Source organism: Micromonospora sp. WMMD980 (genome assembly GCF_029626035.1).
GTDB lineage: Bacteria > Actinomycetota > Actinomycetes > Mycobacteriales > Micromonosporaceae > Micromonospora.
In genome coordinates this window covers 438764-453415 of sequence record NZ_JARUBE010000003.1, presented here as the reverse complement: position 1 = coordinate 453415, position 14652 = coordinate 438764, and the positions used below count along the sequence as shown (strand labels likewise).

The window sequence follows — 14652 nt, the reverse complement described above, 5'->3', positions numbered from 1 at the left end:
CGGCGACCCGCGTTCCAAATACAACAAGACCCACCGTTGGAAGGTTTAGGATCACTAGAATTACCTGCGCAAGAAGAGCAAAAGCCGGAGCAAGTAGGATCGCTTTCATCCACAGCACGAGAATCCGCCGGGGCAACTTCTAGCAAACCGGGACATGGAAGCCTTTCGTACGACAGTCTTACCATGCTCTCGTCTTGACAACCAAAGCATCTCCCTCGTGTCGGATTTTGTTCAGTAATCTAGCGCAACCGTGCCGTATGTGGTTCGACACTTGCGCTGCCGAGCGGCGCATTCAACCTGCTCGTCAGCCACCCTGTCCCGGTAAATGGCGCAAAAGAGCATCGATTACCTTCCGCGTACGCTCATCGCTGGCTGGCATCAGGTGGGTGTAGACCCTCAACGTGAAGCCAGGGTCGGAGTGTCCGAGGTACGAGGCGAGCGCCTTGATGCTCTCCCCCGCGTCGAGCAGCGCTGAGGCGTAGAAGTGGCGCAGCGCGTGCATCCCAGTAGACCGGGTCGGGACGATGCCGGCAGCCCGCACCGCCGGACGCCAGTTCTTGTCGTCGAAGGTAGCCCGCTTGATCGCGCCCCGGCGGGTGGTGGTGAACAGCAGCGGCACGGTCACCCGCTCGTCGCTGAACGGGTCCTCCCACGGCAGGGTTATCGAGAGCGGGTCGTACTTCTCGGTGTGCTCCTTGAGTGACTGGGCCACGGAGTCGGGCAGCGGTACGCGGCGGTCCCGGTCGTTCTTGGGAAGGCCGAAGACGAGCCGGGAGCGGACCACCTTGACCTGCCGGACGATGTGTACCCAGCCCGAGTCGAGGTCGACGTCATCGACGCCCAGGCCAAAGATCTCTCCCTGCCGCATGCCACAGCCGGCGCCGAGGTCGACCATCGGGCGGTACCGCTCAGCGAGGCAACCGCGGATTGCCGAGACCTCGTCGGCCCGCCAGGGAATGACTCGGCGTTGCGTAGGCCGGGGCGGCTTGACCGACTTTGCCGAACACGGGTTCTTCGCGATGCGTTCGTCGTCGACGGCCGCACCGAGGATCGTCCGCAGATGGGCGAAGACGACGGCCCGGGTCGAGGGCGCCAGCTTGCCGACCATCGCGGCGTCCCACTCCCGGACGTGACCCGGCTTGATCGAGGCCAGTTGCCGAGAGCCGAAGAATGGCAACAGGTGCTTACGTACCCGAAACTCCGTGGTCTCCCGGGTCGACTCGTCGAAGGAGCGTGTACGCAACCAGTTCTCGGCGTACTCGGCGAAGGCGATCCGGCCGGCGGACGGGTCAACGTAGGAGCCGCGTAGCTTGTCCGTCTCGGTGGAGACGAGGAAGGCGTCAGCGTCGCGCTTGGCCCGGTCGGGGAAGGACTGGCTGCGTTCCCGGCCGTCAGGGCCGATGTAGCGGACCCGGTAGCGCATCCCCTTGCCGAACAGATCCGACTTGATCCGTTCCTTCCGGCCGCCGGGGTGCCGGATCACCTTGTACCAGCGGTCCTCGACGTGTCCCATCAGGCCGCCGCCTGCTCGCGTACCCATGCCCGGACCGCTTCCGGCTCGTAGCGCAGGTGTCGGCCGACCCGGGCCGCCGGCGGACCGTACTTGACCTTGCGCCAGCGGTACAGCGTTTCCTGTGGCACCCGGAGGTACGTCGACACGTCCCGGACCGTCCACAGCTTGTCGTTGGCCGTCATGACAGCCCCTCCCCCGTCTTGTTGTCCGCTTCCGTCGTCGTGGTGTCGTCGGGGAGCTGGGCGGCGCGGTCCTTGGCGGCGAGCAGTTCTGAGCGCCAGCGGGCGCGTTCGCTGATCGACCGCAGGAGCCGGTGGGCCATGGCCGGCACGTCGGGATCGTCGGGGCGGGCCAGTTCCCAGGCGTGGCGGACGGGTTCGACGGTGGCGCCCTGGTCGTCGACGCCATCGAGGCCGACGGTGACGCCGAGCAGCGCCCGTACCCAGGCCCGTACGTCGTGCTTGTGGTCGGAGAGCGTCTTGCCGGACCAGTCGCGGGAGATGAGGATGCGCCGGCCGCCGATGCCGAGGGTGTCGCGCTGGTGGACCTTTCCCCTGCAGCGGCCCGGCTTGAGCTTCGCGTGTGCCTTCTTCGGCTGGACGCCGTAGAGCAGCCAGTTGGCGCACCGGTCGGTGCACGGGGTCATGCGCAGTTCCCGCCACAGCCGGTCCAGGTGCGCCCGTTGCCGGTCGGTGGTCGCCTTGTGGCAGTCGCCGGTGTGCTTGGTGATGTACTTCGTGACGTACCGGATCGTCCGCTCCGCGTCGGCGGTGCCGGGCATGACGCCCCGAGCGTCGACCTGGGCGCCGAAGCGGACCACGTGCACCGGTTCCGCGTCCGGGTCGGCGTCGATGCCGTCGAGGGCTTCCGTCCAGGTGGTCAGCGGCTGACGGGTGTCCGGGTCGACCCACGCGCAGGCGTCCTCGTCCCACACCGGAGGCCGGTCGACGGTGTAGCGCTGAACGTCGACCGCCGGCCACCACACCTGGTGATAGGTCGCCGCCGCGACGGTACGCAGGATGTCCCGGGGAATCGTGCCCCGGATGGCGAAGTGCGCGTGCGGGGCGAGGCGGCGTTGCGGCTCGACGCAGCCGGCGTACTGGACGTTCCAGCCCTCACACCGCCGCAGGTTCTGCCAGAACCGATCGAGCAGCCGAGGGAAGTGCACCGCATCCCATGCCGCGCGGCGGTAGTCGTACCGGTCGGGGTTGAGCGGCGTGCCGTCGGGGCGGACCGGGCCGTACGAGTCGAGGGTGAGCGTCAGCCACATCGACGGCCGGTAGGTGGCCCCGTCCGGCGCGGTGTACGTCCTGCCGACCGTGCGCGGCTCGACCTTGCGGCGAGGCAGTTCGGGGGCGTCCTGGCGCCGTCGGGTGGAGCGCTTGCGGCGCGGGCCGGTGTCGTCGTCGCCCTGGTCGTCGTCGCCGGTTGTGTGCGGCGGGGCGACCCGTCCCCGGAGCCCTTCCGCCGCGATCGCCTCTTCCACTTCCCGGATCGCCTCGTCGAGGTCTTCCACCTGGCCCCACTGGCACGCCCGGGACGCCTCGTCACGTGAGAACTCCAGGTGTGCGCGGAAGAGGATCAGGGACGACTGTTCCTCGGTCGCCGGTTCCGGGGGCGGTAGCGGTTCGTCGTCGCGGTGCCAGCCCTCCCGGATCTGCGCCTGACGCAGCCGGCGGTTCTTCTTCGCGCACGGCGCGCACTTGTCCTCCCGGGTCGCCCCGCAGGGCAGGTCGATGACCTCGGTCAGGCCGGTGTCGAGATCCGTGCGGCGCATGGCCAGGGGACGCACGCAGACGTCGTACTCGGCGGCGATCTCCTTGAGCACGTCCACCGAGCGGGGAAGCGCCATGCGGGCCGCCCGCGACCCCGGCCGAGGAGCAGCAGCCGGGGTCGGGACGGCCGGCGCGAGGCCGGGCAGCGTTGGAGCGGTCATCGGATGATCCCAACGACGTGCGGCCGGTTGGTCTGGACAGCGCGCGGAGGCAGTGCCGCCGGGACGATGGGCGGCGGCGGCACGGTCGGGCGGACCGGCTCGACCTCGGTGGCGTCCGCCGGCTCTTCGTACCGGTACGCGTCGGGCTGGTCCGGCTCGACAGCCGGCGGCGTGACCGGGGCGTTGGACAGGACGACTTTGACCAGGGCGAGGAACGCCAGCGAAGGCACCGCCGCCACGACCCAGCCCCCCACCGACGGATGGGCTTCCGCGACCTGGGCCGCGAGGGACAGCAACGCGAACGCCACCAGCAGCGAGCCCACCAGGCCGACCGGTCGACCCGCACGACGGCGGGCGCGTAGTTCCAGGCCGAGGTAGATCGTCATCAGCTCGACCGCTACGGCGTTGGCCCAGCCGATCCAGTTCGGTTGGCCGTGGGCGACGGAGAGGTCGTGGACGTGGGTGAAGGCGGCGGCGCCGGCCATGGCGGCGATGGCGGCGATGGCGAGCAGGATCACCAGGCGTACGGCCGATTCGGTGCGCTCGGTCATCGCCACTCCTGCAACGGCTTCTCGCGGATGGTCAGGTCGATGCGGATGCGCCGGTCGGCCATGTCGGGGCGGCGGTTGACCATGTGCGCCAGGCCGTGCAGGGCGGCGGCGGTCTGGTCGGCCGGGCCGACGAGGCGGATGCGCAGCGGGCGGCGGAGTCGGTTGACGATGCGGGTGAGGGTGGTCATCGCGGTTACCTCCTGGCCGGTCGGATGTCGGTGCGGATGTAGTCGGGCGGGGCGCCGAGCGTGGCGACGGCTTCGGAGAGGCAGCGCCACAGCGCCCACGCCTCGTTGGGGGTCAGCGACATCCGTCGCCGGCCCGCACCGACCGCGAGATACACCGGGTACGGGTCGGGCCGTTGCGGGTCGACGCGGACGGACACGGCGGTGACCGGTTCGGGGGTGCGCAGCCGGTAGAACCGGCGACCGTTCGCAGGGGTGGTCACCGCGGCTCACCCCTCGCCGTCGGAGTCGAGCAGGTTGCGCAGCGCGTCGGGCAGCAGCCGCCCGGAGGGCTTGCGGGGCAACGGAAGGCGCACCGGTTCGGTGGCGGTTTCCCGGCCGACCTGGGCGAGGATGTCCGAGGCGTCAGCCGGCGCCGGGAACCGCTGGGCCATGTCGCGGATGTCGTCGTCGCTGACGTACGAGAACCGCACCCGCATCGGGTCAGGGGTGCCGTCGAGGATCACGTACCCGAGGCCCTTGGCCCACCGGGGCATCTGGTCGGCGAGCGCGCCCCGGTTGCGGGCACCGTCGCCGAGGACCATGTCGACCTGTGACGCCTCGGTCAGGCCGAGCGCGATGCGGGTCGGGAACAGGTCCCGGAACGGCAGCACCTCCTTACGCGGGTCCTGCAACGCGGCCACCACCAGCACGCCGACGCCGGCACCCTGCGACAGCAGCAGCCCCAGCGACGACGCGATGCGCTTACGCAGCTCGACATCCTGCAAGTACGCGGTCAGCGCCGCCATCTCGTCGACGACGACCACGACCAGGGGGTCAGCCTCGGTCGGCGTGTGCACCCGCACCGTTCCCGCCAACCGGGTCTGACGCTCCCGCAGCACCGTCACGGCCTCGTCGAGCAGGTCCGCCATCGCCTCGAACGACTTGCACGCGAACCGGGCGAACATCGGCCGGCCGAGCGCGAACTCCATCCCGCCCTTCGGGTCGACCACCCACAGCCGCACCAGCCCGGACGCGACGCCGCTGCCGAGGACCCGGACCAGCGACCACAGCACCGAGCCCTTCCCCGACCGGGTGGCGCCGCCCACCAGGACGTGCGTCGCGAGCAGATGCAGCGACCAGGGACGCAGGTCCTCCCGCCGGGCCAACGGCAGCGCGGTGAAGTCCGGCACCGACGGCACCGGGAACGGCGGCACCACCGTGCGCAACGCATCGGTACGCACCAACGCCACGTAGACCACCGTCGGCCGGTCCCGATACCGCGCCCGATCCACCAGCCGCAGCACCCAGCCCCATCGACCGGCACGGGTCGGCGGATCACCGGGACGTTCCGCGTAGACCCGGGCGTGCCGCCGGCCGAAGGCGTACGCCAGGTTCGCGCTCACCCGCTGGAACTGCTCCGGCGTCTGCCCCCGGACCATCCGCACCGTCAGCACGTCGAGCGCCTGATCCGAACGGACCCGCAGCAGCTCAGGGAGAACGTGTCGACGGTCGAACGTCTCCGCGAGCCCGCACAACGTCATGGCCTCACGCCACACCCGCCGGTAGACGAACACCCGCCGGAACGAACCCAGCAGCGGACCCGCCAGCCACGCCCACCACGACGACTCATCCCGCCAACGCCACACCGCCGACACCGCCGACACCACCACCAGTGGGACCACCAGGCCCGGCCAGTCGAACTCGACGTACAGCCACAGCGTCAGCACCACCGCGCCGGTAGCCACCGGATGACGCAGGCTCCACCACAGCACCCGGCCCGACCAGCGCAGCACCAGGCCGAGCACCACTGCCCACATCGGCAGCTCGAACCGCCTCGGACGGAACACCATCAGGTCACCGGCCGAGGTCGTCACCACCTCACCGCGAGGCCGCCCGATCACTTGGCACCCCGCAGCGACACGAACCGGCCCGACGCATCCCGGACCGGAGGAAACGGAAGCACGAGCTGCCCCACGCAACCCTCACATCGACCGTCGGCACCAGTCGCCGGATCGAACCGCGACTGACACACGCCACACCGAGGCCAGCCGCGGCCAGCCGGACGCATACCCTTGGACACGTCACTACCTCTCTCGACAGAGCAGGGGAAAGAGACAGAGGGCGGGGCTGCCGTCCGCCAAGACCTGACAGCCCCGCCCCACCAGATACGGCTACGCCGCCGCCTTCTTGGTCACGCCCGCCGGCGCCCGCAGTCCGGTCGCGCGCAGCGAGTACGCCATCCGGTTGTTGTTGCTCACGTACGGCGTGACCGTCATCCCGTCGAACTCCACCGCCTCGAACGGCGCACCCGTCGGCGGTACCGGCTGGTAGTCGGCCGAGATCTTCACCGTCGTCTCCCGCGACCGCTTCCCCAGCTCGGGGTCGAGGTCCATCACCCGCACCTGCCACACCCGCTGGCCGGTCAGCTTGTCCTTCGCCGGGCTACGCCGGCCCGTCTTCTCGTCGTAGTCCTCGACCTCACCCATCGACTCGGGCACCAACGCGCACCCCGCCGGGAACACGTCCTCGAACCGCACAGCGAACCGGGTTCCGCCTCGCAGAGCCATCGCTCACCCTCCACTTGTTAACTTGTCTGCCAAGTTGCGGTCCAAGGTAGACGGCACTTGGCAGACAAGTCAACAAGCTGCGCTGAGGCACATCGACTCAGGCTCCCAGGCTCCGCGGCGAGCTGATCATGAACTCGGGCGACCAAGGCGCGCGGCTTCCCCAGTTTGATCACAACCCGCACCAAGAGGTCGGGCGTACGAAAATTGCTCGCGACGAACAATGTGACGGGGAACACGAATTAGCCGAAACGCGTCCTGATTGACACACAGCTAGGAATTTGAGCGCTTTCGACCATCGGTCCGATTAGTCCCCGCAACCGCAGCCCAGATGTCAGACGAAGATGACTGTGAGCTGGGAAAACGCTGATTCATAACGACATGCATGTCGTTATGAATGACGCAACATTGAAACGACCGTATCACCGAAGAACGGCAGAGCAAATACTTAAAATCAGCAGCAATAGCCGGAGCCGCAAGGACTTGACCCAGTCAATACTGTCTTTCTTGAGAAGCATCAAACATCGAGGGAGGCGAACATGTTCGAGTTCAACTTCACTATCAAGATGCCGGGACCGATCCTCGACCGGGTCATCATCCTGATCTTGGTCATCATCGGCGGGGGCGGCTGTCTTCCCTTGCTGGCTTAGCGCCAGCGTTGCTCGCCAGCTTGATCACCCCGCGAGGGGAAGTGATGCGGCCGCCTCGCAGGGTAGTTGGCGAACATGTCAGATAAGGAGTTGCAACAGGCGGTCCGCGAAGACCATCGACGCCCAGACGGCCTCGACAACATCACCGTTGAGGCCCTGGGTGAGTTGAGCAAAGCGTTGGAGACCGTGCACCGCGTGCGAGGCCACCTCTACTCCGCCCATCAGTTGGTTGGCGGTGCCGACTTGACTCTTGATCGAGTGGTCGAGCTAATGCGCAGGGCAGGGCACAACGAGGTCGCTGAACGTGTAGAACGCGAACTGTTGGGGCGCAACCTGCTTCCTGGGCGCTGGACGTTCGAGATCATGGAGGAGTTCGACGACGGCTACTTCGCCGCGTTCCAGGAGATAGAGCGGGACGCTAGGGAGGAGCTAGCCGGCGGCCGGCGGCACATCTACGAAGCGGAGATGAAGGAGCGGCGTCGCACCCACGGCATGCCGGGGCACGAGGCTACGCCAGAGGAGTGAGCGGTAAACCGTTCGGCAGCATCGAGGCCAGGGCGTTGGCTCTGGCCTCGATGATCCGCATTCGGGCCTGATACTCGGCCGGTTCCCGGTGTGCGGCCTGGCTGGTGACCTGTCCGGGCCACTTGCGGTAGAGCAGCCCGTACTCCCGAGTGAAGTAGCCGGCGCTGACGGCGTTGGCGGCGAGCAGCAGGCCCGTGTCCTCGGAGGCGGGAAGTGCCATCCAGCCGCCCAGGGCGAAGACGAGATCCCGCCGCAGGCAAAGAGTCGCGGGGTGCACCGATGCCCGGTACCCGTTGGCTTGCCAAAAGGACAGGACCGCACCGCGGTCGACGACCCCGCCGGCTGGATCCTTGTCCCAGCCGGCGGTTGACCCGTCGGGTAGCAGATCGAGGACCCGCGAGGTGGTCCAGCCGATCTGCGGGTGCGCGTCGAACGCGGCGATGTCCCGGGCGAGCGCGCCGGGGGTCAACTGGTCGTCAGCATCCAAGACCTTGATGAGCTCACCGGAGACCCGAGAAAGGGCGAGGGTACGGGCGACGCCAGGACCACCAGTGCGACCGGTGCCGAGACTGATCCGGGGATCGTCGGGCAGCGCGTCGGCCAGGGCGCCGGTCTGCCCATCCTCCTGGACGAGCCATTGCCAGTCCCACCCGGTGGGCATCTCCTGCTTAGCCAACGACTCGTAGGCGCCGGCAAGGTGCTCGATGCTGGGCGCGTGGACCGGGGTGACGACCGAGACGAGCTGCGTCAAGTTTTCCACCGCTGGAGTTTGTGGGAGTAGACAAGCTCAGTCCGGTCACCCGGCATCACCACGTCGGCGACCTCGACGACCCTGCCGGTCGTGTCGACCGAGGTCTTCCGGACAGTAAGGACGGAGACACCCGGATCGATGTCCAGAAGTTCGGCCTCATCCGGCGACGGCGGACGCGCGCGGATCACGTCGTCGATCCGGTCCAGCTCGATGCCGATGGTGTGGAGCTGGTGCTGGGTGCCGCCCGGCCACGGTTCCTTGCCCTCGTCGAGCAGGTCCGGGTTCGTGGCCACGAGGTCGTACGGCAGGTACGAGTACGACACGGTCAGCGGCGCGTTCTCATGCCGGGAGGAAGTCCAGTAGACCCGGCGTAGCAGCGTTGTGCCCGGGTCGACCTGCAAGGCGGCAGCCATCTCCGCATCAGCCTCGACACGGGTGTACTCGGCGTGGAACTTGAGGTCGTCGACGGTCAGGCCGGTGTCGTGCTCGGTGGCGCCGGTCTTCAACCGCTCGTCCTCGTCGAGCAGGACCCGGTCCTTCTCCCACTGGTAGCGCTCGGCGTTGCGTCGGCGTACCCGTTGGCGGGGTGCCCGCACATAGGTGCCGCGTCCCTGCTCGGCGCGGACCAGGCCCCACTCGCGGAGTTGGCGGATCGCGTTGCGCACGCTGGTGCGGGACAGGCCGGAGGACTCGGCAAGCTCGGTCTCGCTCGGCATCAGAGTGCCGGGGGCCAGTTCTCCGCCCATGATCTTTGCCCGCAACTCTTCGGCGAGTTGCAGGTATCGAGGGCGCCAGTCCCGACCTTGCACACCGGCCACCGTACCCCCTAGACGTTCCAACGTCTGCCAGGTGGTCCCGCCGGCCGGGCGTTCGGGGACTGGAGCGACCGGCGCCGCACGCCGCTTGGTCCGTTGCCCGGCTGGGGAGGGAGGCCGGCCTGTGTGCCGGCGCTCAGGGGTGTTCATCGTGCTCTTCCAGATGTAGGCCCTTGGTCATCATCACCAGGCGCACGTAGGTCAGTTCGTAGATGAGGCGGTCCAGACGGACCCGGTCGAGCAGGACGGGTTGCGTCGCGCCGTCGCGGGTGGCGTCGAGCTTCACGGCCAAGTCCCGTCGCCCGAACCGGTCGAGCAGCATCTGAACGCTGACCCAGCCCGTCCGCTCCTGGCCGACGGTGGCGAGGAAGCCTCGGTGCATCGGATCGTTCGGCCCGCACCCTTGGCACCACGCGGGGCATCCGACGACGTCGGTCACCGACCCCAGGGCGTACTCCGGCATGCTCTCTGAATCAGTCATCGTGGCTCCCGGGATCTCCACCCGCCTCGATCACCAGGCCGCGTAAGCACTCGATCAGTCGAACGGCCTGTGTCAGGGACAGCTCAGCCCAGCCGATACCGGCCCGACACGTCGCGTGCACCGCGATCAGGGGTGTCCGAGCGTCGACGCCGATGAGGTACGCAACCACCATGCCGCCCGCGCGAGCGTTGCCGATCCGGTGCATCGGACCGCGATGGTGGCGAGTCATCTCCGTCATCAGCGGTGGCACAAGGTGACCGCAGCGATCGGGGGCACACCAGTCCGGATGGTTCGTCACGTCGCCACACTTGCCCGTCGGCGTCACCGCGGCCACCGCCCGGCGCCGTCCCGGTAGATCTGGACTCGCGTGATCGGCGGGGTAGGCGCCGCTGCGGACGACTCCCGTGCCTGCTCGACCGACCATCGCGCCGACCGCGGGACCGCCGGGCACGCACCCGGTGGGACATTGCCCTTGGCTGACCGCGTCGGGTACCGCTTTCGGGGCCACCACAGGAAGAGCCGGCGGCGTCGACGAGGACGGCTGGACATCGCACCTCCACAGGTAGAAGAGAGCCGGCGGCCGACCACGGGGGAATTGCAGCCGGCCACCGGCTCGAATGAAGGCACGGCGCACCGCCCGACCAGGACGGGTCGGGTAACGCCGAGCCAACTTGTCCGCGCGACTACCGCAACCGGTCCGACAGGACGCCGCGCTTCAGGTGCGACCAGGGCCAGCCGAGACCACCCCTGACACGAGCCGTCACCCTGGCCGCACACCACGGAACGTATCTACAAGTGGACGAGTTGTCCAGACGTCGAAACGGGTCACTTGGTTGGCACTTGGTAAGACAAGTGCCAGGTACGGTGACCCAGTGCCCACCCCGCGCTACGGACAGCCCCGCTACCGCGCCATCGCCACCGAACTGAGCAAACGCCTTGAAAGCGGCGCCATTGCACCTGGTGCTCTTTTTCCAGCAGAGAGTGCTCTCACCGCCGAGTTCAGAGTTAGTCGCGGAACCATACGTCGGGCTATTTCAGTCCTGCGCGAGGCGGGTCTGGTAGAAACCGAGCATGGCCGCGGGACCATCGTGAGAAGAAATCCGAGACGCGAAGGAAGAGCGAACGATGACGAATCGGACTCGCGGCAAGGCGAAGTTGCTGCCGACCCAAGCCTCGCTGCGCTCTTCCAGGTTGAGGTCGGAACAGCCCTAACCGAGCGCGAGACGATTCTTCGAAAGAACGGGAGGGTGGATTCGGTCGTCAGGAGCTACCGGCGCACCTCAGAGGATCGACCAAATCTAGGCGCAGACGTAACGTCCCGCCACACTCTGGATCAGGCATCAGACCCGAGGCGATGATGGATTCTGTCAGCTGACTGGGCCAAGCGCCGGCATGAGAAAGTGCACGACCAAGAACCACATGGTGGACATCGAGGCGACGATAAACGCAACTATCCACGTCTCATACCACCGAATAAGGCTGCGCCACCGTGGTGGCGAGCGAAAACCTTCTCCAAGAATAGAATTCACCAGTTTGCACTCCTCGCGTCTGTAATCCATCCACGAGAAGACTCCAGCAAGAATCAAGAGAACAGCGAAGGCCGCAGTAACAATAAGGAGAAGCAGTAGGGCCGTCAAGCCGGTGTGGGCAACGCTCTGTTCGATCCCCCAGGACTTATAGCCGAGAAAAAGTGCGACGCTCGCAGTAGCTAGCGCCGTTGCAATCGTCTGATAAAGAGCCAAAAATCGATATGTGTTTTGGTTTGTCGTCTCAATCTGGCGCAGAATATAGCGATATCGCTCCAGTTGAAATTCATCGGTCATTCGAACTCCATCTAGACGACCGCCATCCATTATTTCCTCGATAGATAATGAAATGTGGTGACTTCTTCTTCAAGGACGATGCATCCGGTATGCATCAACCCGAGCTTCCCCAACTCCATCCACGCACTCAAGAACTAGCCGCTGATCGCCGGAAGTGCCGAAATCGAGGCATTCGAATTTGTCTGCAAGACTTAGCGGATCGCATCCCCACGCTGAGAGCGCGGCCTCAAGTATTACCTTTGTAGAACCTACCCTTCCCGAGTAGTACCACCACCTACGCGGATTCCATTTTCCGCGCTCAACAGCACCAAAATCAGAAAATCGCTCATCCTTGGGCCGCTTTAAAACTTCCTCCGGGAAAAACCAATGAGGGTAATCATAAACAATTGCGTGGCTAGGCAGCGTTACCTGCCTACCCCTTGTCTGGTCGATGAATACTGCCGTCCCATCTTCTCGATGGAATACGTGCAATTCCCAGCTAGGAATCATGAGTAATTCGCTACATTCCCGAAGCATCGCTATGAGAGCAGCAGGAAGAATCTCACCGCCGTCCACAAAGCCACAGGGCAGAAGAGGAACATCTGCGCCAACTGATCGAGCGAGATCGCCCGCGCCGTATCTACTGCGAGCTGTTGCGAACTTGCTTCTCCTTACCAGCTCTGCCTGCGATTCAGCCCACCGGCGCAACTCATCTGTCGTCGCTACTGGGAATGCTGAAAAACGATCTGCCTTGAGAGGCGCCCCGCAGAAGGCCCCCAAGCAATCATAGATCCAGTACGCGTGAAACCCGCCGACATACACCTGAGCCATAGGGGAAGGCCACCACCATAGATCCTGCACCGTTTCAGACTCCAAGCCAGCAGCTAAAATCGCTCGGCCGATGATATCGCCGTTATCGTCTCGCAAGTCGCGCACATGTTCTGCGAAGACATCCTCATAAGCGTCATACATCGCCTGATCAGGTGGCGAGAGCTCACTGCTCTGATAAATCCGGCGGAAGAGTTCACGCGGAGGAAGCGTCTTCCAATCATTTCCTCGAAGCAACGTTTCGAGGGTCGACGCTTCGTCTGGACCGTCCAACTGGATGTCTACGTCAGCAAGGGCACAGAGTTCAAGCAATACGTTTCGAAGCATGTGGGTTCGAGACTGATTGAGAATATCAGTTTGAAAGAGTCCGTCCTCAGAGAGGGGGTCGTGCTTCAATTTTGCTCGAAGGACAGTACCACCACCGTTCAACCGCTCACTCTCGTCAGCGACCCGCAACAGCGGTCGCGTGTTTAGGCCATTCGGGAAAACAAGAATATGAGTCTCGGTCGCAGCCTCGAAGTGTTTAAGGCTCTTCACCTCAACGTAGTCCGCGATCATAAAAATAGAAAAGAACCCAATGCCGAACTGTCCAGTGGACTTGAAACCACGAGAGATAAGCCCAGGATATTCACTTGCCATCTCAGTAGATTGCCAGTGTGAGTAGCCGAAGTCGGTGAGCGTAGACACTAACTTTTCTGCACTCATCCCTATGCCGCGGTCTTCGACCGTCAACCAGTACGACTCGTTCTCCTTCTTCATCCGCACCACGACGGAAAGGTCGCTTCCCCCGAACAAACGCGACCTAGCCCGTACCGCGTCAGCCGCATTAGCAACTGCTTCCCTTAACGCCACCTCAGGACGATTTCCATACAACTCTTTACCGCCAAGGCGGCTAACTACGTCGCTAACCTGCGAAACTCGAAGATTCGCATCTATCGGACGCCACCCGGAGGTGGGGATAAACCGGGCTAGCCGATCAGGTGACTCCGCTCCCGCTACTGATCTAACGAGGAACCTCGGCCTGTCGAGATCTGCACATAGCGCATCTACCTTGCCGAGTTCGCGGTCAATAGTGCCGATCGCATCGAAAGCTAGCCACCATGCAGCGGCCTCGCTTACCTGAAACACCTGATTCGACGTATATTCGAGTCGGTCAGCCGTCACGCGAGGCCTAGTGAGGCGCTGCTGGAAGTACCAATGATGGCTTGAGTCGCCTGTTGGCCGACGGAAAGCGTGGAGATAGGTCGGAGCACGTCTACTATCGATATGAACAGCATCGGCCAAACGGAGCACACAAGCAATCTTCAGCGCATCGACATGCCAGCCTTCGGGATGGCGAGAGAATGAGCCCAGAACATTAGGGAAGTGATTGGGAAGATCATCTACGTCAAACCAATGACTGTGAGCTATCCGGCCGATTATTGGGCCGAATGCGGTTCGTAGCTCCGTATTTTCCAGGAGAGGAAACTCACCGCCACCCGGAATTCGAAACCGCTGCGAGGCAAGCCGCTCCGCCTGTTTTGCATGACGCAGTCGAAGTACAGTCGATATTGCTTCCTGGCGAGCTAACTTGCGCAAAGAATCTTCGTCGGCATCAGCGGCGCTCGCGGTCCTCAGCTTTGCCAGCGCCATAGTAGAAAGATCATCAAAAATCGGGTCAGCTACGACGTCCTCTACTCCGCCTGGAAATGCCGCCAACCCCATGCCAAGGTCGTGCAGGAGGAACGCCCCTCCCATGACGAACGCTTCCGCAGGATTAATAGGAAATTCGTCTCCTGTCAGAAGCGAGGCTGTATCCCATAGCGCGTCGATGTGGTCGATCGAATGATCGGTGAACATCGGCATTGATATCGAGATTTCTCCAGCAAGATCACGTACGACAGACCTAAATTGCAGGTAGGCGGCGCGAAGTTGTTCGCGCTCTGCGCTTCCCGCACCGGCATCCTCCGCACCTAAAGTTCTAAGCCATAGCCGCGACTGCATAAAGTCGGTTGTCATACCGCCCCTGTTCAGGCTGAAAGCGAAGCAGCAATCTTAGGCGCCTCGCCATGGATTTGGTGTCCGTGATC

The 14652-nt window shown here is 64.8% G+C and carries 16 protein-coding genes; 2 read left to right on the top strand and 14 right to left on the bottom strand.

Annotation, left to right across the window (positions count from 1 at the left end; translation table 11 throughout):
• Positions 1 to 304: 304 nt before the first annotated feature.
• The 8 genes from O7618_RS02660 to O7618_RS02625 all read right to left on the bottom strand — a co-directional run bounded on the left by O7618_RS02660 (position 305) and on the right by O7618_RS02625 (position 6734).
• A complete protein-coding gene (locus O7618_RS02660; protein ID WP_278104348.1) occupies positions 305 to 1513 on the bottom strand; it encodes a tyrosine-type recombinase/integrase in 1209 nt (402 codons plus the stop codon).
• Positions 1513 to 1695, bottom strand: a complete 183-nt coding sequence (locus tag O7618_RS02655; RefSeq protein WP_278104347.1) for a helix-turn-helix domain-containing protein — start codon at positions 1693 to 1695, stop codon at positions 1513 to 1515. Before O7618_RS02655 ends, O7618_RS02660 begins: the two co-directional genes overlap by 1 nt.
• Complete coding sequence (locus O7618_RS02650; RefSeq protein WP_278104346.1) at positions 1692 to 3449, bottom strand: replication initiator; 1758 nt, start codon at positions 3447 to 3449, stop codon at positions 1692 to 1694. The genes O7618_RS02655 and O7618_RS02650 overlap by 4 nt, the downstream gene beginning before the upstream one ends.
• Positions 3446 to 4000, bottom strand: a complete 555-nt coding sequence (locus O7618_RS02645) for a DUF2637 domain-containing protein (protein ID WP_278104345.1) — start codon at positions 3998 to 4000, stop codon at positions 3446 to 3448. The genes O7618_RS02650 and O7618_RS02645 overlap by 4 nt, the downstream gene beginning before the upstream one ends.
• Positions 3997 to 4188 carry a hypothetical protein gene (locus tag O7618_RS02640; RefSeq protein ID WP_184687099.1) on the bottom strand — a complete coding sequence of 64 codons (192 nt, stop codon included), beginning with the start codon at positions 4186 to 4188 and terminating at the stop codon, positions 3997 to 3999. Before O7618_RS02640 ends, O7618_RS02645 begins: the two co-directional genes overlap by 4 nt.
• A 5-nt stretch (positions 4189 to 4193) precedes the next feature.
• On the bottom strand, positions 4194 to 4448 hold the full coding sequence (locus O7618_RS02635) for a hypothetical protein (RefSeq protein ID WP_278104344.1): 255 nt from the start codon (positions 4446 to 4448) through the stop codon (positions 4194 to 4196).
• A 6-nt stretch (positions 4449 to 4454) separates the two neighbouring features.
• Positions 4455 to 6017 carry an FtsK/SpoIIIE domain-containing protein gene (locus O7618_RS02630; protein ID WP_278109884.1) on the bottom strand — a complete coding sequence of 521 codons (1563 nt, stop codon included), beginning with the start codon at positions 6015 to 6017 and terminating at the stop codon, positions 4455 to 4457.
• Positions 6018 to 6338: 321 nt separating this feature from the next.
• Positions 6339 to 6734: a transcriptional regulator gene (locus O7618_RS02625; RefSeq protein ID WP_099164176.1), complete on the bottom strand. Its 396-nt coding sequence runs from the start codon at positions 6732 to 6734 to the stop codon at positions 6339 to 6341.
• Between the two features lie 722 nt (positions 6735 to 7456).
• On the opposite strand from O7618_RS02625, the gene O7618_RS02620 reads away from it, so the two are divergent.
• Positions 7457 to 7906, top strand: a complete 450-nt coding sequence (locus O7618_RS02620) for a hypothetical protein (protein WP_278104343.1) — start codon at positions 7457 to 7459, stop codon at positions 7904 to 7906.
• Here the strand turns inward: O7618_RS02620 and O7618_RS02615 are convergent.
• The 4 genes from O7618_RS02615 to O7618_RS02600 form a co-directional block, all read right to left on the bottom strand.
• Positions 7890 to 8666, bottom strand: coding sequence for a glycosyltransferase (locus tag O7618_RS02615; protein ID WP_278104342.1), 777 nt, complete (start codon positions 8664 to 8666; stop codon positions 7890 to 7892). The genes O7618_RS02620 and O7618_RS02615 overlap by 17 nt on opposite strands.
• A complete protein-coding gene (locus tag O7618_RS02610) occupies positions 8654 to 9475 on the bottom strand; it encodes a GntR family transcriptional regulator (RefSeq protein ID WP_278104341.1) in 822 nt (273 codons plus the stop codon). Before O7618_RS02610 ends, O7618_RS02615 begins: the two co-directional genes overlap by 13 nt.
• 133 nt (positions 9476 to 9608) lie before the next feature.
• The gene (locus O7618_RS02605; RefSeq protein WP_278104340.1) at positions 9609 to 9911 is read right to left on the bottom strand and encodes a hypothetical protein; all 303 of its coding nucleotides are present in this window, start codon (positions 9909 to 9911) and stop codon (positions 9609 to 9611) included.
• A gap of 34 nt (positions 9912 to 9945) precedes the next feature.
• On the bottom strand, positions 9946 to 10287 hold the full coding sequence (locus O7618_RS02600; protein WP_278104339.1) for a hypothetical protein: 342 nt from the start codon (positions 10285 to 10287) through the stop codon (positions 9946 to 9948).
• Positions 10288 to 10672: 385 nt separating this feature from the next.
• Between O7618_RS02600 and O7618_RS02595 the strand changes: the two genes are divergently transcribed.
• A complete protein-coding gene (locus O7618_RS02595) occupies positions 10673 to 11311 on the top strand; it encodes a GntR family transcriptional regulator (RefSeq protein WP_347405356.1) in 639 nt (212 codons plus the stop codon).
• Positions 11312 to 11320: 9 nt separating this feature from the next.
• Here O7618_RS02595 and O7618_RS02590 read toward each other — a convergent pair whose 3' ends face one another.
• Together O7618_RS02590 and O7618_RS02585 are read right to left on the bottom strand one after the other, a co-directional pair.
• On the bottom strand, positions 11321 to 11776 hold the full coding sequence (locus O7618_RS02590) for a hypothetical protein (protein ID WP_278104337.1): 456 nt from the start codon (positions 11774 to 11776) through the stop codon (positions 11321 to 11323).
• A gap of 69 nt (positions 11777 to 11845) precedes the next feature.
• The gene (locus tag O7618_RS02585) at positions 11846 to 14581 is read right to left on the bottom strand and encodes an ATP-binding protein (RefSeq protein WP_278104336.1); all 2736 of its coding nucleotides are present in this window, start codon (positions 14579 to 14581) and stop codon (positions 11846 to 11848) included.
• Between the last annotated feature and the right edge of the window lie 71 nt (positions 14582 to 14652).